Origin of the sequence: Streptomyces sp. NPDC056628 (assembly GCF_042792555.1) — a bacterium.
Taxonomy (GTDB): Bacteria; Actinomycetota; Actinomycetes; order Streptomycetales; family Streptomycetaceae; genus Streptomyces.
Genome location: NZ_JBHTWG010000063.1, coordinates 1 through 16,136, shown reverse-complemented (window position 1 = coordinate 16,136; position 16,136 = coordinate 1). Strand labels below are relative to the sequence as shown.

Sequence of the window (16,136 nt, the reverse complement as noted above, 5' to 3'; positions counted from 1 at the left end):
CCATGAGACCGCCCCCGCACGATCGAAGTCCCGCTACACTCCCGCCACCCGGCGGAAAGACCTGGTCAGGCAGCGAAATCCTGCTGGAGTACTAGGACTTGTCCGGCCGATCATGCACGGAGCCAGATGACGAGGGCTGCTGCGGTCGCGGTCCCGAGTAAGACGTAGCCGCGTGTGTCGTAGCGAGTGGCCACGGCCCGGGACTGTTTGAGCTTGTTGATCGCTCGTTCGACGGTGTTGCGCTTCTTGTACCGCTCGTCGTCGAACCTGGTTGGCCGTCCGCCGCGTGAGCCCTTGCGCAGACGGGCGGCCTGGCTGTCGGTCTTCTCCGGAATGGTGTGCCGGATGCCCCGACGCCGCAGGTACTCGCGGCACGGCCCGTTGCTGTAGGCCTTATCGGGCGAGGCTGTCGGGTTTCGCGCGCGGCCTGCCCGGCCCGATCCGCGGGACGCAAATCCTTTCCAGCACGCGCGTGAACTGCGTGCAATCCGCCCTCTGCCCTGGTGTGACGATCAGGGAGAGCGGGCGGCAGCGGCCGTCTGCGCTCAGGTGGAGCTTGCTGGTGAAGCCGCCCCGCGAGCGGCCCAGGTCCTCACCTCCAGCACCACCTCCACCAGGCGGGCGAGCAGGCTCTGCCACGGCGTTTCGCCCTGATGTTCTGCCGCCGCATCCCCCCTTGAGGCGGGAGTCGGCGGCGGGTCGGTGCGGGCGCCTGCGGCATGCTGATGTGCCCGCACGATCGTGGAGTCGACCGAGATGTCCCAGTCGATCTCCCCGGTCGCGTCGGCCTCGGCCTGAACCTGCTGGAGCAGGCGTTCCCAGGTTCCGTCGGCCGACCACAGGCGGTGGCGTTCATAGACAGTCTTCCAGGGGCCGAACCATTCGGGCAGGTCACGCCACTGCACGCCGGTCCGCACCCGGTGCAAAATCCCGTCGATCACCTGCCGGTGATCCCGCCACCTGCCACAACGCCTGTTACTGACCGGCAGGAACGGCTGCAGCCGTTCCCACTCGGCATCCGTCAGATCGCCCCGCCCCATGCTCACATCAACGACTCGGACCCAGAGCAGTCACATGATCGGCCGGACAAGTCCTAACCGATCCGGAGTGGGAGTTGATCGCTCCGCTGATACCGCAGGCCACGACAGGCCAGCTCCGGGTGGCAGACCGGCAGGTCATCAACGGGATGGTCTATAAGATCCGCACCGGGATCTCCTGGCGTGATCTGCCGGAACGCTACGGACCGTGACAGAAGGGTTACACCCGCTTCCGTCGCTATGCCCTGGACGGCGTGTTCACCCGGGCCCTGCAGCAGGCGCAGGCCCGGGCCGACGCGGCCGGTGAAATCGACTGGCTGGTCCAGATCGACTACACCATCGTCCGCGTCCACCAACACGCCGCCGCCATCGGCCGAAAAGGGGGAGGCACCGGCCGGACGAACCGGGCGATCAAACACTCGGCCGATCCAAGGAGGACTGACAACCAAGGTTCACCTTGCCTGCGACGGCAAGGGCCGCCCTCTCGCCCTCCTGATCACACCAGGCCAACGTCGCGACCGGATCTGCGCACAAGCCCGGCTGGACAGAATCCGTGTTCCTCGCACCGGCCCGGGCTGGCCACTCCGCCGACCTGACCAGGTGATCGCGGACAAGGCATACAGCTCTCGCGGCTTCCGCAGCTGCTTGCGGCAACGCGGCAAGGCGGCATCGCGCACACGATCCCCGAAAAGGTCGACCAGCAGCGGCACTAACACCATCGCGGGAGCCGCGGTGGCCGGCCGCCAGGCTCCACCGGGAGATCTACCGCCGCCGCAACCTCGTCGAACGCTGCTTCAACAAGCTCAAGGGCTTCCGCGGCATCGCCACCCGGTACGACAAGACCGCCACTTCCTACGAAACAGCGGTCACACGCGCGGCGCTCCTGCTCTGGGCAAGATCAGTTTGAAGACGGACCCCAGTGCTACTCGCTGCTCCCGACGACGGGTATCCGCAGGTTCCAGCGGCCGGATCTGCCGGTGATCTGGAAGGCGGCAAGCGGCGGGACGTCGATTCGCCAGAACGACTGCTGCGGCGCATCTGCCGCGTGCAGCAACGCGGCCCGGGCCACGGCCTGTTCGACGACGGCCAGGACCCGGCCCGTGCCTTCGGACAGCCCGTCCAGCCAGGCGGAGACCCGACGACACAGTTGCGCCACCGACTCGCCACCGTGCGGGGCCGCTTCGGGATCCGACATCCACAGGGCGAGCCCGGTCCCGTCACCGGCCGCGACCTCGTCCAGGGTGCGTCCTTGCCAGGTGCCCATGTCCATGTCCCTCAGGGCCGGCTCAACAGAGACGGTGTTCAGACCAAGAGCCTGCGCCGTCTGCCGGCACCGCTGGGAAGGCGCCGCGAGCCAGGCGCCGGCCGTCGGCAACGATCCGATGACGTCTCGGACTTGGCCCAGGGCCCTCTCGTCCAAGGGCGTGTCGCCGCCGAATCGCACGTCGCGTTCCGTTGGGGCCGCGGCGCACAGCAGCGTGAGCCGGATGGTCATGACGGGCCTTTCTGCGAGGTCGGTTCATCGTAGGTGGCGTACGCCATGTTGGCCGAAGAGCCCATTGCCCCTACCATCTGGGGCGACAAGGACGACAGCGCCACGGAAGTCCGGTGCAAGCCCGGCACGGTCGCGCCACTGTGTGCCACCCCGCCAGCCAGGCGGGGCGGTGAGTCAGACCCAACGCTGTCGTCGAGTGCTCCACACGATGCGGGACGCGTAGTTCCCGAGGAGGTCTCGCCATGGCGCAGTCCACTGCCGCCCCCACCCCCACCCCCACCACCCAGACCCTCGCGCCGCTGCCACTGCGGGCGGTCGCCCCCTGGGCCGTCTTCGTCGGCGTCCTCATGCTGGTCCTGCTGTACTTCGTCGGCGCCGAGCAGGGCGCCACCGCCCTGGTCTCCGGTGAGGGCGTGCACGAGTGGGTGCATGATGCCCGCCACCTCCTCGGCTTCCCCTGCCACTGACGGAGCCGTCCTCGATGAACTCCGTCACCGTACGCACCTTGCTGGTGCGCGGCATGCTCGCCGGCCTGGGCGCCGGCGTGCTCGCCTTCGTCTTCGCCTTCCTGCTCGGGGAAGGCCCCGTGGACGCAGCCATCGCGTTCGAGGAGGCCGGCTCCCATGAACACGGCGGCGAGGAACTCGTCAGCCGCACCGTGCAGTCGACCGCCGGCCTCGCCACGGGCGTGCTCGTCTTCGGCGTCGCCATCGGCGGCATCGCGGCGCTCGCGTTCTGCTTCGTGCTGGGCCGTATCGGCCGGTTCGGGGCACGGTCCACAGCGGCGCTCACCGCGCTGGCGGGGTTCCTGCTCCTCTACCTGCTGCCCATCCTGAAGTACCCCGCGAACCCGCCTGCCGTCGGCAACCCCGACACCATCGGCAAGCGCACCATCCTGTTCGTGGGAATGATCGCCTTGAGTGTCCTGCTGGGCGTGGCGGCGATCCTGCTGGGCCGCAGGCTCGCCCCGGCGTGGGGCAACTGGAACGCCTCCATCGCCGCCGGCGTCGCCTTCGTCGCGGTCGTGGCGGTCGCGATGGCCGTGCTGCCGCAGGGAGACAACACCCCCAAGGGCTTCCCGGCGACCGATCTGTGGGAGTTCCGTGTGGCCTCGATCGGCATCCAGGCCGTCCTGTGGGCCGCGTTCGGGTTGCTGTTCGGCTTCCTGGCCGAACGCGTCCTGGAGCCTGAGCAGGCCCCCGACAAGGTCGCCTCACTGGCCGTCTGAACGGGACAGCAGGCGGCGGGGCTACTGGGGGCGCGCCCAGTGGCCCCGCCCCTGTCGTACCGTCCGCACGAGTCCAGCCCCGGCGCCGGGTGCAGGGCCTGGTTCTGACTGCGTCGCCGTACGTGCGAAGGCTTGTCCACCGGCCCTTCGGGGCCGCAGCCTCCAGTTCCTCGATGCTGCCGGACATGATCGTGCGGATGTGCTCGGTGATGTGCTGGGCCGGCCAGTCCCACCAGGCGACGGCCAGGAGGCGGGCGATGTCCTCGTCGGCGAAGCGACGGCGGACGAGGCGGGCCGGGTTGCCGCCGACGATGCCGTAATGAGGAACGTCGTCGATGACGGAGCAGGAGGCGATGATCGCTCCGTGTCCGATACGGACGCCGGGCATCACCATGGCGCGGTACCCGAACCACACGTCATTCCCGACCACGGTGTCACCACGGCCGGGCAGCCCCGTGATCAGATCGAAGGGCTCGGCCCAGGATCCGCCCATGATCGGGAAGGGGAACGTCGAGGGCCCGTCCATGCGGTGGTTGGCGCCGTTCATGATGAATCGCACCCCGTCGCCGAGTGCGCAGAACTTTCCGATGACCAGCCTTTCCGGCCCGTAGTGGTAGAGCACATTGCGGGTCTCGAACGCCGTCGGGTCATCCGGATCGTCGTAGTAGGAGAACTCTCCCACCTCGATCAGCGCCGACGTGATCAGCGGCTTGAGCAGAACGACACGAGGCTGCTCCGGCATCGGGTGCACTACGGTCGGATCGGCGGGGACGGCTGACATCTCGATCGACTTCCTCACACAATCGCAGGCCGGACGGCCCATGATCGCAACCCACGCTGTCCGGCCACCACCGAGAAGGACCGCACCACCAGGAGGAATCAGTGTCCCGCCCCATACCGGTCACCCCCGAGGAGAAGCTCGCGGACGCGAAGCAGCAGGTGGGCCTCCCCCCAATCGTCGTGATCTGCGGCTCCACCCGTTTCATGACCGAGATGAACGAGGCCGATGTGCGGGAGACCGAAGCCGGACGGATTGTCGTCAAACCGGGTTGTGACTTGAAGTCGCCGCACGACCTCTGGTCGGATCCTGACGAGGCCAAGGCGCTGAAGCTTCGACTCGACGATCTGCACCGCGCGAAGATCCGGCTCGCTGACGACGTGCTCGTGGTTGGCGACTACATCGGAGACAGCACCCGGGCCGAAATCGCCTACGCCCGGTCGCTGGGCAGGCCCGTGCGGTTCACACATCCCGAAGTCGATCCAGACGCCGGTCGATAGCGCGCGGCACGGACGCGCTCTGCGGAGGACGGCTTTCCGGACCGTGGATTCGGCGGCGGGCACGATCGACCGCGTCCTCCGCCCGAACTCGGAGGTGCGGGCGACTCGTTCCTACAGCAGGTACCCGATGCCGACCGCGCCGTCCGACGGCAACCGGGAGGCCCAGGCGGTCTCGAGGCGCTGGGAACGGAACCCTCGGCCGGCATCGCGGGGCCGGGAGTTCCGAGGCGTGCGGGTCGAGCGGGTCGAGCGGGTCGAGCGGGTCGAGCGGGTCGAGCGGGTCGAGCGGGTGAGGGGACTACGGCTGACACGCTGGAGTTGCTCGTCGTGGGCGGTGGTCTGGAACCTGTCGCCGCGCCCGGGCTGGCCAGTTGCTCGCGGAGCAGGGGCAGGGCTGGTGCGGCGGGGGCGCCCACGCGAGATGGCGGGAGGCACCGAAGCGCCAACGCGCCCGCTGCGGACGGGAGCAGCTACCCGCAGCGCCCCGTGGCCCGGGCGTGCTGCAGCTTGTGTGTGAAGCGGTGCATGTGGGGGTCGAGTACGTCTTCCGCCTCCTCGAGCACCTCTTCGGCGGTCAGCCACCGGATCGCCGAAGAGGTGCCCGTCCTGGCCGTAGGAGGTGATGGCGTCGGTGGAGAGGAGGTACGACCTGCCCGAGGAGCGCAGCCCGTCGGCGATCATCTCGGCGAGGTCCTCCTCGCCCTCCACCACCGGCACGCGCACAGCCACTCCTGTCTCGTTCGGGCGCTCAGGGTCTCAAGCCGAGGGTTGAGCGGCGGTTGGCCGGAGGGCACCTGTGGCTGACCGCCACCCCGTTGGGACCCTCCACGGCGGGACGCAGGCGGTCGCCAAGGTGCTGCCCTGGGCTGCGCGGTCAGCTCCGGTCGGACGGTGCACGGCCGGCATCCGGAGCGTGCGCCGCTCGGACCGGTGCGTTCCCGGGCGTCAGCGCGAAGACCAGTCACGCGACGGCGCACATGCCGTCCGACAGCAGCAAGGGCGATCCCGTGTCGGCGCTCGCGGCGGCACCCGTGATCGGCGACACCGAAGGTGGCGCCGATCTGGCGGACGTTGTTGAGCGGGCCGCCGCCCGAGCCGTCGGTGCCGGTCGGAGCGGCGCCGCTGACGGCCACGACGAGGGCCGGCGGCACGAACGAGATGCCGAAGCCGTCGCGCTGTTCGCGTCACCGTGACCGGAAGTCGGCCCAGGGCACAGGGCTCCGCCCCTCCCGACGCCCCTAGTAACTGTCGTAGGTGGGCTGTCCATTCGTGCGGTAGACGCCGACCACGGTGCCTCCCTTGGACGTCGTCACGCTGACCGGCTCCAGCGCGGTGGGGATGGCTCCGTCGGCGAACAGGCGCTTGCCGGTGCCGATGATCACCGGGTGGATGGTCAGCCGGTACTCGTCCACGAGGCCGTGCCGCATGAGGGTCTGGGCGAGGTCTCCGCTGCCGACGACGGCGATGTCGCCGCCGTCGGACGCCTTCAGCTCGCGCACGGCGTCGACGACGTCGCCTTGCAGCAGGCGGGAGTTCTGCCAGTCGACGGACGTCAGGGTCCGTGACGCCACGTACTTGTCCATGCGGTTCATCCGGTCGGTGAAGGGATTGCCGGGGTCGGCGTTCGGCCAGTACGACGCGAAGATCTCGTATGTCTTGCGGCCGAGCAGCATCCCGTCGAAGTCCTCGTACCAGCCGGCGATGGCCGTGCCGACCTCGTCGTCGTCGACCGGCTTCTGCCAGCCGCCGTGCTCGAAACCGCTCTGTGTGTCCTCGTCCGGACCACCCGGCGCCTGCATGACGCCATCCAGCGTCAGAAACGTGCAAACGATGATCTTGCGCATGGTGCGCTCCCTTCGTCGAGGGGTAGACGGCACGACCGCCGCGAACTCATCGGCGCGCCGCCGTTGAGCGCTCCCGGCGCCGGTTCGCCCGGAGCCCGCGCGGGTGCCGCGCACACGTCACGGTTGTCGGGCACACTGAGCCTATGGAGTACGTCGGCCGGGTGCCCTGTCCTCCCCTCGACCGGTTCGTCGACGACATCTACTGCCTGAGCGGGATGCCGCGTCACCGCCGGATGAACATCCCTCCGATGCCGTCCGCCCACCTGTTCCTCAACCTCGGCGCCCCTGTTCTCCTGCGGGACTCCGCCCCGGGGGCGCCACCGGCTGTGCTGGCCGACGGGTGGTTCATGGGCCTGTGGACCAGGCGTTTCGTCGTCGAGTACCCCGCCTGGGTACGGCTCGTGGGGGTGCACTTCAAGCCCTGGGGGATGTCGCCCTTCGTCGGCGTGCCGGCGGCTGAGCTGCGAGACCAGTGGCTACCGGTCGACACCGTGTGGCAACGCTCGGTGGACCGTATCCGCAACCGGATCGGCGACACCACGTCGGCGACCGGGACACTGCGAGTGCTGGTAGCGGAGCTGCTGTCGCGGCTCGCCGAGACACCGCCGCGCGGACTCGATCTCGTTCTTCACGCGGGCCGTCGCTTGGTCACGTCAGGCGGCGCCATTCCGGTCGGTGCGCTGGCCTCGGGCGCTGGGGTGAGCGGCAACCACCTGGCCGCGCAATTCAAGGCCCATGTGGGGGTCCCGTCGAAGCGGCTGGCGCGGATCTACCGCTTCGCACGGCTGATCCTCTCCGCGGACGCCCGGTGTCCGACCGGCTGGCCGGAGCTCGCCCATACGGCGGGGTACTTCGACCTCGACCAGGCCCACTGCAGCCGGGAGTTCAAGGATGTCAGCGGCCGCACCCCGACGGAGTACCTGGCCCTGCGACGTCGGTTCCCCGCAACGCCGAGGTTTCCGCCGGACGCCGGTCCGATGCCCGCTGATTGATTTCCTACAAGCCTGTTCACGGCTCGCCCCGACAAGATCGGGTGTGCAGGGATGTGCGCAGACACGGATGTGCACACGCAGGCGGAGTCGAGGAGGATCTCGTGGGCACAGTGATCATGCACAACGTCGGGTCGCTGGACGGCTTCATCGCTGACGACCACGACGACGTAGGGCGACTTCACGAGTGGTACTTCAGCGGGGACACTCCGATCGACGCGGGGGGCGACCAGCAGTACGACCACTGCAGCGTCGGGCGTGGCTTCAAGGTCTCCCGTGCGTCGGCGCAGTATGTCGGGCCGATGTGGGAGTCGATCGGCGCGATCGTCATGGGCGGCCCCTTCATCGACCTCACGAATGGCTGGGAGCGCCATCAGCCCGCCAGCGACCACGTGGTCGTGGTGTCGCATCGGCCCAAGCCCGAGGGCTGGCATCCGGAGGCGTCCTACCATTTCGTCGACGGTGTGACGGCTGCGGTCGACAAGGCCCAGGAGCTCGCCGGGGAGCGAGTCGTGGCGGTGAACGCCGGCGAGGCCGGCGGTCAGATCCTCGCGGCGGGTCTCGTGAACGAGGTGGCCATCGACGTGGTGCCGGTGGTGTTCGGCTCGGGCGCCGGTGTTGTTCGGCTCGGGCAGGCGGTACTTCGGGAACATCGACAGGCAGCTCCTGCTGGAGGATCCTCACGTGGTCATCCCGGGCGACCGGGTGCTGCATCTCAGGTACAAGGTGCGGCGCTGGAGATCGTGTGTGCGATGAGTTCGCCGGCTGCCTGAGGTCTTCCTTGAGTTCCTTGTGACAAGCCCGACGCGTAGACGCCGCAGGAAGCGCCAGACATCGGGGAGACGGATGGAGGCAGCGATGGACGGTCCGATCCGGCTGTACATGTCGTTGTCGCTCGACGGCTACATCGCCGGTCCGGAAGACCGCCCAGGGCAGGAGCTCGGACGCGGCGGCGGACGTCTCTTCGGCTGGCTCTACGACCGGGAGTCCGACGGGCCGAGCGGTCAGGTCTACCGCGAGGCGCTCGCGACCGGCGCGGTGATCTCCGGACGTCGCACCTTCGACCTCGCGGGGCGCTGGCAGGGCGATCACCACGACGGCGTCCCGATCTTCGTACTCACTCACGAGGTGGACGACGGGGACGTGCCCCCCGGACACACGCGCTTTGTCACCGACGTCGAGGACTGCGCCCGTCAGGCCCGCGCAGCGGCGGGGGCCCGGGCGGTGATGGTCCACGGGGCGGGGGCGGCCCAAGCACTGCTGCGAGCCGGACAGCTGGACGAGATGGAGATCCATCTCGTTCCGGTCCTCCTCGGGGACGGTCGGCGGTCGTTCAACCACCTGGGTGGCGATCGTATCGAGCTCGACCTCGTCCGCCGCCTCGAGGACCGAGACGTCACGCACCTTCGTTTCCGGGTGCGTCAGCCCGAGGAGGCCGCATGAAAACGCTGTTCGTCTCTTACCGCGTCACCGACCTGGACCGCTCGCTCGGCTTCTACAGCGCCTTGGGCTACGCCGAACTGGGCAAGGTCCCTCTCGGCGGCGGCGCTCACCTCGTGCTCCTCAAGTTCCCCGACGAACCGGCGGCCTCGCTCGAACTGGTCCACCGGCCCGGCGACGAACCGGTCGACGTGGGCAGCGGTTTCGATCACCTCGCCATCCAAGTGGAGGAACTGACCCTCACTCTGACGAAGCTCATGGAGGCCGGGCTCAGGCCCGGGCCTCTTCAATACCCCATTGGTCCTGACGGCCCGACGACCTCGTGGCTCACGGATCCGGACGGTTACCGGATCGAGTTGGTGGAGTGGCCGGCCGGACACGCCGACGGCATCACGCCCGCGGACTTCACCTGAGGCGGGCACGGCACACGCCGGACGGCGGTTCGTCCCCTTGTGAAGCGTGGCCCGAGGAAGTCTTGATCCGCAGGAATGTGTGGAAGTTTCCTCCCGTGCTTCCGCCGCCACCGCTTGCCTGCTTCCCCGTCATAGCGATTCGATCTCGGCCAGCGGGACGAGCAGATGGTCCGACTCCTCATCCGGCAGCGGCGTGAACAACCCATCGGCCTCGTGAACGAAGCCCCAGAAGTCGCTAATGTCCTCGTCCGAGCTCAGCGCGTACTTCCGCCCCTCGCCGCCCCGCCCTGATGTCCCCATCACACCCCCGAAGAGAGCGTTGATCATACCGACGCTGGCCGACCTGCTCGGCGGTTGCCGGATCCATCACCGCCCTTGACCTCATCCCCTCCATCTCGGAGCCCTTGGACGAGTCACATACCTGCCTTCACCTACGGGAGTGAAGTGCAGAGAAGCACGGCACAGCGGAAACGCCCTAGCGATCTGCGGATCCGCGTGGTGCAGTGTGAGCCTCTGACAACTCCGATAGTGGGGAGCGGTTCTTCTGATGCCCTCGGTCCTGGATAGCTGGACGTTCAAGCCTTCGCTCGTCAAAGCGGTGTTCAGGGACGTGACTTCGATGCACATCTCTCGGTCCGCTGCGTGGGCCGCCGCATCGGTGACGCGGACGGTGCTGACCGAGATCATCGGCGGCGCCAGGAACGCGGCGGCGGCTGAAGGCCGCAAGAAGCTGTTCCCTCGGGACCTTGTCGCGGCCATCGACCGGAACGTCGAGCTCGAGGTGGGGACCAAGTGGTACGACTTCAGCCCGACGTTCCGAGGCCTGACCGGCGTCCTGTACGACGCCGGGGGCGTCATCGTGTCGACGCGTCAGCGCAGAGGGGCGCGCAAACCGAGTGCCGTGGCCGGCGCCCACAGGTTCGAGGCGGGGGTCAAGAGGCTGTTGCGCAGTCAGAAGGTGACGGCCGTCCCGCCGATGGTCCGGGATCTGGACGGGATCGCGAGCGTGTTTCTGACGGATCTGGCCCGGGATGCGGCCATGGTGGTCCGCGAGGCCGGAGTTCAACGCTTGGGTACCGTCCGCGTGGTTGCGCAAGGCGATGCTGCCGCGCCCTCGTTCATCCGGGGCTCCCTCCCGGTCTCGTCCACCCGCCGGATCATTCGCACGGATGACATCCTGGCCGCCACTACGATCCAGTTGCTGGGCGGTGACCTCAGGCAGCGAGCACTAACGGCGGCAAGCGCCGCGACGCAGAACGCTTCGGCCGACTGAGCGCGTGGGTTCCGACCAACATCCTCGCGGGCGCCGCTGCTTCATATCCTCGTCGTGGTCCGGCCCTTAGTGAGCAAGCGATTCCTGAGCTCATCGTCCTCGAAGACTTCGGCTTGACGCCGATGGTCAACTCCGGCGCGTGAAAGCCGCCACGCTTCGCGCCCCGATCGAGGCCGACAGGGAGAGTGCCGACTTCGACGGCTTCTCCCAGGAGGCGCTGGCTCGCCAACTCGAGCACGGGGATCGCGTTTTCCACGCTCTCACGGGCCGGGGCGGGCTGGCCGCCGCGGATGGGCTGTCCGTGATCGCCGCACGTTCACCGCTGGTCTACGCCGCGATCAAGCTCGCGGGCGCCGCCTATCTCGTCTATCTGGGAATCCGGGCGGTCCTCGCGGCGCGCCGACTGCGAGCGGGACGCGAGACGACTCGTGCGATCGGCGCGCCGGCGGCCCGTGGCGACGGGTCCCGCAACAGGTGGCGGTCCGGGTTCGCGCAAGGCTTTCTCACCAACGTGCTGAACCCTAAAGCGGCGCTGTTCTTTCTCAGCGTTCTGCCCCAGTTCGTCCACGGTGGCGGTTCCATGACACGGCAGATCTTCCTGCTCGGCATCCTGGACGTGCTCGTCGGCGTCGCATATTGGTTCGCCCTGGTCGCCGTCGCCGCCCGGCTGCGCGCACTCCTGGACCGCCCGAAGATCCGCCGCCGCTGGGAACTGACGACCGGTTGGCTGTTCATCGCCATCGGTGTCGGCGTCGCGGCGGCAGCCTGAGTCGTCCGGACGCCCTGTGCGGTGCCCCCATCATTGCGTCGTCCCGGCCGGTTGTCAGTGGCAGTTGGCACCATCAGGGTCATGAGGAACCCTTCGCCTGCTCCAACCACTCCGCCGCGGCCCTTCGACGTCACCGAGGCTTTCGCTCAACTGGCCCCGCTGGCGCGGACGGCGACACGGTTGCATCCCCGGCCCGGATCGCCCACTCCGCAGGACAGCTCCGTCGGTGGTCCCCTGCTGTGGCCCGCCGACGAGCCGTGGCCGCACTGCGGGGAACCGCACGTGGTGGACGGCTTGAATCCCGCCCTCTCCCCGGCCGACGTGCGACTGAGACGGCAACTCCTCGCCGCCGAGCACGTGAGGAGCCTGACGGAGGAGGAGCGGGAGGTCCTCCTGCGCATGAGCCGTTGTGGCGGGGGGCCGGGGCAGCCGCCTGTCGGCCCTCCGGAGGGGCCCATAGCGATGTTGCCGGTGGCGCAGCTGTATGCGCGGGACGTGCCCGATCTGCGTTCGCCGCAAGGAGCCGACCTGCTCCAGGTCCTGTGGTGTCCCTTCGACCATCCGATCATGCCCAGGACAGCGCTGTTCTGGCGCGATGCGGCGACCGTCACCGACGTCCTGACGATGCCTCCGGAGCCGCCCGCGATGCAATTCCCCGACTACTTGCCCGAGCCCTGCCTGCTCCACCCCGAACAGGTCACCGACTACCCCGACCACCTCGAGCTGAGCCGGGAACTCCAGGGCCGGCTCAAGGACTGGACCGCCTGGCAGACCTCGGATGCGGCCGACTCCGCCATGTCCCACCTGCAGGAGTCCTTCGAACACCGCTACGCCTCGGGCCTGCCAGAGGCCCGCGAAAGCGAGTTCGCATCATTCCTGCCTCAGTACTACGACAACGAGCTCGCCGGTGCACCCGGGTGGAAGGTCGGCGGCCGGCCCCGCTGGGGTGCCACCGACCCCTGTCCTCGCACGTGTCCTGACTGCGGCCACGACATGGACGCTCTGCTGACCATCGCCACGTTCGAGGACAACGCCCACAGCAGCTGGCAGCCGTACGAGCCCTCCGACGACCGGTCCGCCGTCCCCGACGCTCCCAGGCAGCCCACCAGCATCCAGATCGGCAGCGGATACGACCAGCAGCTCTACATCTGTCCGGCCTCAGCGCACCACCGTCATCTCGAGCTCATGCACTGAGCCACCGCGCGGCACGGAGCCCGGCCGCTCCCGGGACAGCGTCACACCGTGTTCGACGCTCTGTGGGTGCGGGTGCCGCACGGTCGTCGACAGGGAGTCGGGCACGGCGGCCGCCAAGTGGAGCACCGTGCCCCTGACCGGGCCCCGCCCGGAGCCGCACATACGGTCGCCCCTGATGACACGGCCCGATGTCGCGTAGGCGGTGAGCCGTTCTCCGAGGGGCCTCACTCAGGTCGTACGGCGAAGAAGTCCGCGAGGGAGGACGCGAGTGCTTCCGGGGCCTCCTCGGCCACGTGATGGCCGGAGTCGATGCCGTGACCGCGCACGTCCGGCGCCCACTGCCGCCAGATCCTGACCGGGTCGCCGTACAGGTCCTCGAGGTCGTCCCGGAGCGACCAGAGGACCAGCGCCGGACACCGCAACCGTGCCCCGGCCGCGCGGTCCTCCTCCTCGTGCCGCCGGTCGACGGTCAGACCGGCCCGGTAGTCCTCCAGCATCGCCCGCACCACGTCCGGGTTCCTCGTGGCCGCGCGCCACTCGTCGTAGTTCTCCTGCCCCATGGTCTCGGGGTCACCGCGGTACCAGCTGTCCGGGTCAGCGTTGATGACGCGCTCGGGGATGTCCGGCTGGGCGAAGAAGAACCAGTGCCACCACTGCGTGGCGAACTCCGCTGTGATGCGGGACAGGTGCTCGGTGAGAGGGAGGCAGTCGATCAGCGCCACCCGCGAGACGGCGTCGGGGTGGTCGAGGGCGAGACGCAGCGCGACCGTGCCTCCACGGTCGTGCCCGGCGAGCGCGAACCGGGCATGACCGAGGGTGCGCATCACCTCGACCACGTCACCGGCGACGGCCCGCTTGGAGTACCCCGCGTGGTCCGCGGTGGGCGCCGGTCCGGTGGACCGGCCGTACCCCCGGAGGTCGGGACACACCACGGTGAAACCGCGTCGGACGAGGAGCGGGGCGACCCGGTGCCAGGTCGCGGATGTCCGGGGGTGGCCGTGCAGCAGCACCACGGGCGGCCCTGCCCCGCCGTGGCGAACGAGGATCGACGCCTCGCCGAGCTGAACCCGCGTCGTCTCGAAGCCCTCGAACACGGCCCGAACCTCCCCTACTTCGCCTGAACATCGCCGTGGCCGACGAGTGCTGGCCTTCCGCTGCCTTCTTGCCTCCTGCCCTCGCCGACCCCTGGGACACTCCTTGGTCTCGACGTTCAGCGTGTGTGCCTGCGGGCCTGCCTCACTTCCTGGTCGACGGCCCAGGCATCGGCGACCGGGCCGAGGTGCCCGAGCTTGTCGGGGTTGATGACCGTGCGGATCGTCCGGATCTCCCCGTCGCGGACGTCGAGGACGAGGATGTGGAGGACCTTGCCGTCGCGGTCGCGGAACAGCGCGCCCGGCTCGCCGTTGACCTCGCGCGTTTCGAAGGTGATGTCGACCTGGGCCATGAGCGGGTGGACGGCGGCGAGGAGTCTGGCCACGTTCTCGGCACCGGCGACGGCCCTGGCCAGCTGCGGCGCCTTGCCACCACCGTCCCCGACGAGCTGGACATCGGCGGACAGCAGATTCCGCAGTCCGTCCACGTCGCCCTGCGTCAGCGCCTCGAAGAAGCGTCTCGCCAGCTCCTGCCGCTCCCGCCGGTCCGCTTCGAACCGGGGCCGTCCCTCGTTCATGTGCCGACGGGCCCGTACGAGCAGCTGCCGGCACGCCGCCTCCGAGCGCCCCACCGCCGCGGCGATGTCGTCGAAGCCGAAGGCGAAGACCTCCCGCAGCACGAACACCGACCGCTCCAACGGGCTGAGCCGCTCCAGGAGCAGCAGCGCCGCCATAGACACCGAGTCGGCCAGTTCGGCCGCGCGGGCCGGGTCCTCGTACGGGTCGTCCAGCAGCGGCTCGGGCAGCCACGGTCCGACGTACTCCTCCCGCCGCATCCGGGCGGAGCGCAGCACGTCGATCGCGATCCGGGTCACCGTGGCCGACAGGAACGCCTTGGGCGACACGGCCCGCGTGGTCGAGGCGTCGTAGCGGAGCCAGGTCTCCTGCACGGCGTCCTCGGCCTCGCCCACGCTACCCAGGATCCGGTACGCGATCGAGAACAGCAGCGGCCTCAGTTCCTCGAACTCCTCGACCTTGCTCACGCTGCTTCCCCTTGCGTTCCGTGTCCCTGGCCGGACCGGCGCCGGCCAGGCATCCTTCGAAGATCATCCGCTGTGTCGACGGCACGGCCGACGCTTTGTTCAGTGGGCCCGGCCGACCTGGTAGTCGCCGGCCGGCTGCTGGGTGATGATGTTCAGCCGGTTCGCCGTGTTCATGAACGAGACCAGCAGGACGAGGGACGCGAGCTGGTCCTCGTCGTAGTGCCGGGCGGCGCGTTCCCAGACGTCGTCACTGACCCCGGTGGCCGCGTCGGCGACGCGGGTCCCCTCCTCCGCCAGCGCGAGCGCCGCACGCTCGGCCTCGGTGAAGACCGTCGCTTCCCGCCAGGCCGCGATCAGGTGCAGGCGCACCGGGCTCTCGCCGGCCGCGGCGGCCTCCTTGGTGTGCATGTAGATGCAGGCGGCGCACCCGTTGATCTGGCTCACGCGCAATGCCACCAGTTCCTGCGTCGCGGCCGGCAGCGGCGATTCCTTCAGCTCCCGGCCGACCGCCATGAAGTGCTTGAGCGCCTTGCCGGCGGTCGGGCCGGCGAAGAGGTTCAGTCGCGCGTCCATCGTGGGCTCCTTCGGGTCGTCGGTGCGCTTCACCTCCCGAGACGAGACAGCGCTTCTGCCTGTGACACGACGCGGTGTGCGCTACGTCCGATTAGACGGTGTCCTACGGGGTGAGGCGGACGAGTCGTTCGTTGCGGCACAGGTCGGCTGCCAGTCCGAGAAAGGGCAGGTGGTTGCGGGGATCGCGCGCGTAGCGAGGGCTCAGAGGTCGGTAGCCGGACAGCCAGGACACCGTCCGCTCGATGACCCAGCGTCGGCGGCCCGATCGTTCGCCGGACTCGATGCCTTGCGCGCGATCCATACTCCGATGCGTTCGCCACCTCACCATTTCCGCAGCTCGGCGCGGTCGTAGGCCTTGTCCGCGTGGAGGCGCTGGGCTTGAGGTGGCGGCCGCGGTGGGGGCGTGTCTCCTTACGTTGTTCCTGGGTCTGATTCCGGTCGCTCGTAGGATCGGAAGGCCCAGGGATGC

17 protein-coding genes and 6 pseudogenes are annotated in these 16,136 nt (G+C 69.1%); 14 read left to right on the top strand and 9 right to left on the bottom strand.

The window, feature by feature from the left end; translation table 11 throughout:
- Positions 1–110: 110 nt before the first annotated feature.
- Positions 111–1,040, bottom strand: a pseudogene (locus tag ACFRAC_RS35660) (IS5 family transposase).
- Between the two features lie 74 nt (positions 1,041–1,114).
- Here ACFRAC_RS35660 and ACFRAC_RS35655 point away from each other — a divergent pair.
- From ACFRAC_RS35655 to ACFRAC_RS35645, 3 genes and pseudogenes are all read left to right on the top strand, one after another.
- Complete coding sequence (locus ACFRAC_RS35655) at positions 1,115–1,249, top strand: transposase (protein ID WP_382939125.1); 135 nt, start codon at positions 1,115–1,117, stop codon at positions 1,247–1,249.
- A 28-nt stretch (positions 1,250–1,277) separates the two neighbouring features.
- Positions 1,278–1,652, top strand: a pseudogene (locus tag ACFRAC_RS35650) (hypothetical protein); the annotation flags it as partial.
- Between the two features lie 106 nt (positions 1,653–1,758).
- Positions 1,759–1,944, top strand: a pseudogene (locus tag ACFRAC_RS35645) (transposase); the annotation flags it as partial.
- Between the two features lie 15 nt (positions 1,945–1,959).
- On the opposite strand, the gene ACFRAC_RS35640 reads toward ACFRAC_RS35645, so the two are convergent.
- Positions 1,960–2,532, bottom strand: a complete 573-nt coding sequence (locus ACFRAC_RS35640; RefSeq protein WP_382939121.1) for a histidine phosphatase family protein — start codon at positions 2,530–2,532, stop codon at positions 1,960–1,962.
- A gap of 242 nt (positions 2,533–2,774) precedes the next feature.
- On the opposite strand from ACFRAC_RS35640, the gene ACFRAC_RS35635 reads away from it, so the two are divergent.
- Entirely contained in the window at positions 2,775–2,999 is a 225-nt protein-coding gene (locus tag ACFRAC_RS35635) for a CbtB-domain containing protein (RefSeq protein ID WP_382939118.1), read from the top strand.
- A gap of 14 nt (positions 3,000–3,013) precedes the next feature.
- Complete coding sequence (locus tag ACFRAC_RS35630) at positions 3,014–3,760, top strand: CbtA family protein (RefSeq protein ID WP_382939113.1); 747 nt, start codon at positions 3,014–3,016, stop codon at positions 3,758–3,760.
- A 151-nt stretch (positions 3,761–3,911) separates the two neighbouring features.
- Here ACFRAC_RS35630 and ACFRAC_RS35625 read toward each other — a convergent pair.
- Positions 3,912–4,541: pseudogene (locus tag ACFRAC_RS35625) on the bottom strand (CatB-related O-acetyltransferase); the annotation flags it as partial.
- A gap of 101 nt (positions 4,542–4,642) precedes the next feature.
- On the opposite strand from ACFRAC_RS35625, the gene ACFRAC_RS35620 reads away from it, so the two are divergent.
- Both ACFRAC_RS35620 and ACFRAC_RS35615 read left to right on the top strand, forming a co-directional pair.
- Positions 4,643–5,038, top strand: coding sequence for a hypothetical protein (locus ACFRAC_RS35620; protein ID WP_382939111.1), 396 nt, complete (start codon positions 4,643–4,645; stop codon positions 5,036–5,038).
- Positions 5,039–6,015: 977 nt separating this feature from the next.
- Complete coding sequence (locus ACFRAC_RS35615) at positions 6,016–6,231, top strand: hypothetical protein (protein WP_382939108.1); 216 nt, start codon at positions 6,016–6,018, stop codon at positions 6,229–6,231.
- A gap of 45 nt (positions 6,232–6,276) precedes the next feature.
- Here the strand turns inward: ACFRAC_RS35615 and ACFRAC_RS35610 are convergent, their stop codons facing one another.
- On the bottom strand, positions 6,277–6,882 hold the full coding sequence (locus tag ACFRAC_RS35610) for a dihydrofolate reductase family protein (protein ID WP_382939106.1): 606 nt from the start codon (positions 6,880–6,882) through the stop codon (positions 6,277–6,279).
- Positions 6,883–7,025: 143 nt separating this feature from the next.
- On the opposite strand from ACFRAC_RS35610, the gene ACFRAC_RS35605 reads away from it, so the two are divergent.
- From ACFRAC_RS35605 to ACFRAC_RS35590, 4 genes and pseudogenes are all read left to right on the top strand, one after another.
- A complete protein-coding gene (locus tag ACFRAC_RS35605; RefSeq protein ID WP_382939104.1) occupies positions 7,026–7,874 on the top strand; it encodes a DUF6597 domain-containing transcriptional factor in 849 nt (282 codons plus the stop codon).
- A 101-nt stretch (positions 7,875–7,975) separates the two neighbouring features.
- Positions 7,976–8,627, top strand: a pseudogene (locus tag ACFRAC_RS35600) (dihydrofolate reductase family protein).
- A 102-nt stretch (positions 8,628–8,729) separates the two neighbouring features.
- Positions 8,730–9,314 carry a dihydrofolate reductase family protein gene (locus ACFRAC_RS35595; RefSeq protein WP_382939100.1) on the top strand — a complete coding sequence of 195 codons (585 nt, stop codon included), beginning with the start codon at positions 8,730–8,732 and terminating at the stop codon, positions 9,312–9,314.
- Complete coding sequence (locus ACFRAC_RS35590; protein WP_382939096.1) at positions 9,311–9,724, top strand: VOC family protein; 414 nt, start codon at positions 9,311–9,313, stop codon at positions 9,722–9,724. Before ACFRAC_RS35595 ends, ACFRAC_RS35590 begins: the two co-directional genes overlap by 4 nt.
- A 129-nt stretch (positions 9,725–9,853) precedes the next feature.
- On the opposite strand, the gene ACFRAC_RS35585 is transcribed toward ACFRAC_RS35590, so the two are convergent.
- Positions 9,854–10,051 (bottom strand): hypothetical protein, encoded by a 198-nt coding sequence (locus ACFRAC_RS35585; RefSeq protein ID WP_382939092.1) that lies wholly within the window; start codon positions 10,049–10,051, stop codon positions 9,854–9,856.
- A 220-nt stretch (positions 10,052–10,271) separates the two neighbouring features.
- Here ACFRAC_RS35585 and ACFRAC_RS35580 point away from each other — a divergent pair, with 220 nt between their 5' ends.
- From ACFRAC_RS35580 to ACFRAC_RS35570, 3 genes are all read left to right on the top strand, one after another.
- On the top strand, positions 10,272–10,997 hold the full coding sequence (locus tag ACFRAC_RS35580; protein ID WP_382939088.1) for a hypothetical protein: 726 nt from the start codon (positions 10,272–10,274) through the stop codon (positions 10,995–10,997).
- 139 nt (positions 10,998–11,136) lie between these two features.
- Positions 11,137–11,766, top strand: coding sequence for a LysE family translocator (locus ACFRAC_RS35575; protein ID WP_382939085.1), 630 nt, complete (start codon positions 11,137–11,139; stop codon positions 11,764–11,766).
- Between the two features lie 471 nt (positions 11,767–12,237).
- Positions 12,238–12,960, top strand: a complete 723-nt coding sequence (locus tag ACFRAC_RS35570; protein WP_382939083.1) for a non-ribosomal peptide synthetase — start codon at positions 12,238–12,240, stop codon at positions 12,958–12,960.
- A 224-nt stretch (positions 12,961–13,184) separates the two neighbouring features.
- Here ACFRAC_RS35570 and ACFRAC_RS35565 read toward each other — a convergent pair whose 3' ends face one another.
- The 4 genes and pseudogenes from ACFRAC_RS35565 to ACFRAC_RS35550 all read right to left on the bottom strand — a co-directional run.
- Complete coding sequence (locus ACFRAC_RS35565) at positions 13,185–14,054, bottom strand: alpha/beta fold hydrolase (protein ID WP_382939080.1); 870 nt, start codon at positions 14,052–14,054, stop codon at positions 13,185–13,187.
- Positions 14,055–14,170: 116 nt separating this feature from the next.
- Positions 14,171–15,094, bottom strand: a complete 924-nt coding sequence (locus tag ACFRAC_RS35560) for an RNA polymerase sigma-70 factor (RefSeq protein WP_382939077.1) — start codon at positions 15,092–15,094, stop codon at positions 14,171–14,173.
- Positions 15,095–15,193: 99 nt separating this feature from the next.
- Positions 15,194–15,667 carry a carboxymuconolactone decarboxylase family protein gene (locus tag ACFRAC_RS35555; protein ID WP_382939074.1) on the bottom strand — a complete coding sequence of 158 codons (474 nt, stop codon included), beginning with the start codon at positions 15,665–15,667 and terminating at the stop codon, positions 15,194–15,196.
- Positions 15,668–15,770: 103 nt separating this feature from the next.
- Positions 15,771–16,068, bottom strand: a pseudogene (locus ACFRAC_RS35550) (IS5/IS1182 family transposase); the annotation flags it as partial.
- Positions 16,069–16,136 lie beyond the last annotated feature (68 nt).

What these genes read in the sequence shown, in the direction of transcription:
- ACFRAC_RS35640 (WP_382939121.1), bottom strand. Translation starts at nt 2,532, where the DNA reads ATGACCATCCGGCTCACGCTGCTGTGCGCCGCGGCCCCAACGGAACGC.
- ACFRAC_RS35635 (WP_382939118.1), top strand. Translation starts at nt 2,775, where the DNA reads ATGGCGCAGTCCACTGCCGCCCCCACCCCCACCCCCACCACCCAGACC.
- ACFRAC_RS35630 (WP_382939113.1), top strand. Translation starts at nt 3,014, where the DNA reads ATGAACTCCGTCACCGTACGCACCTTGCTGGTGCGCGGCATGCTCGCC.
- ACFRAC_RS35615 (WP_382939108.1), top strand. Translation starts at nt 6,016, where the DNA reads ATGCCGTCCGACAGCAGCAAGGGCGATCCCGTGTCGGCGCTCGCGGCG.
- ACFRAC_RS35610 (WP_382939106.1), bottom strand. Translation starts at nt 6,882, where the DNA reads ATGCGCAAGATCATCGTTTGCACGTTTCTGACGCTGGATGGCGTCATG.
- ACFRAC_RS35605 (WP_382939104.1), top strand. Translation starts at nt 7,026, where the DNA reads ATGGAGTACGTCGGCCGGGTGCCCTGTCCTCCCCTCGACCGGTTCGTC.
- ACFRAC_RS35595 (WP_382939100.1), top strand. Translation starts at nt 8,730, where the DNA reads ATGGACGGTCCGATCCGGCTGTACATGTCGTTGTCGCTCGACGGCTAC.
- ACFRAC_RS35590 (WP_382939096.1), top strand. Translation starts at nt 9,311, where the DNA reads ATGAAAACGCTGTTCGTCTCTTACCGCGTCACCGACCTGGACCGCTCG.
- ACFRAC_RS35585 (WP_382939092.1), bottom strand. Translation starts at nt 10,051, where the DNA reads ATGATCAACGCTCTCTTCGGGGGTGTGATGGGGACATCAGGGCGGGGC.
- ACFRAC_RS35580 (WP_382939088.1), top strand. Translation starts at nt 10,272, where the DNA reads ATGCCCTCGGTCCTGGATAGCTGGACGTTCAAGCCTTCGCTCGTCAAA.
- ACFRAC_RS35555 (WP_382939074.1), bottom strand. Translation starts at nt 15,667, where the DNA reads ATGGACGCGCGACTGAACCTCTTCGCCGGCCCGACCGCCGGCAAGGCG.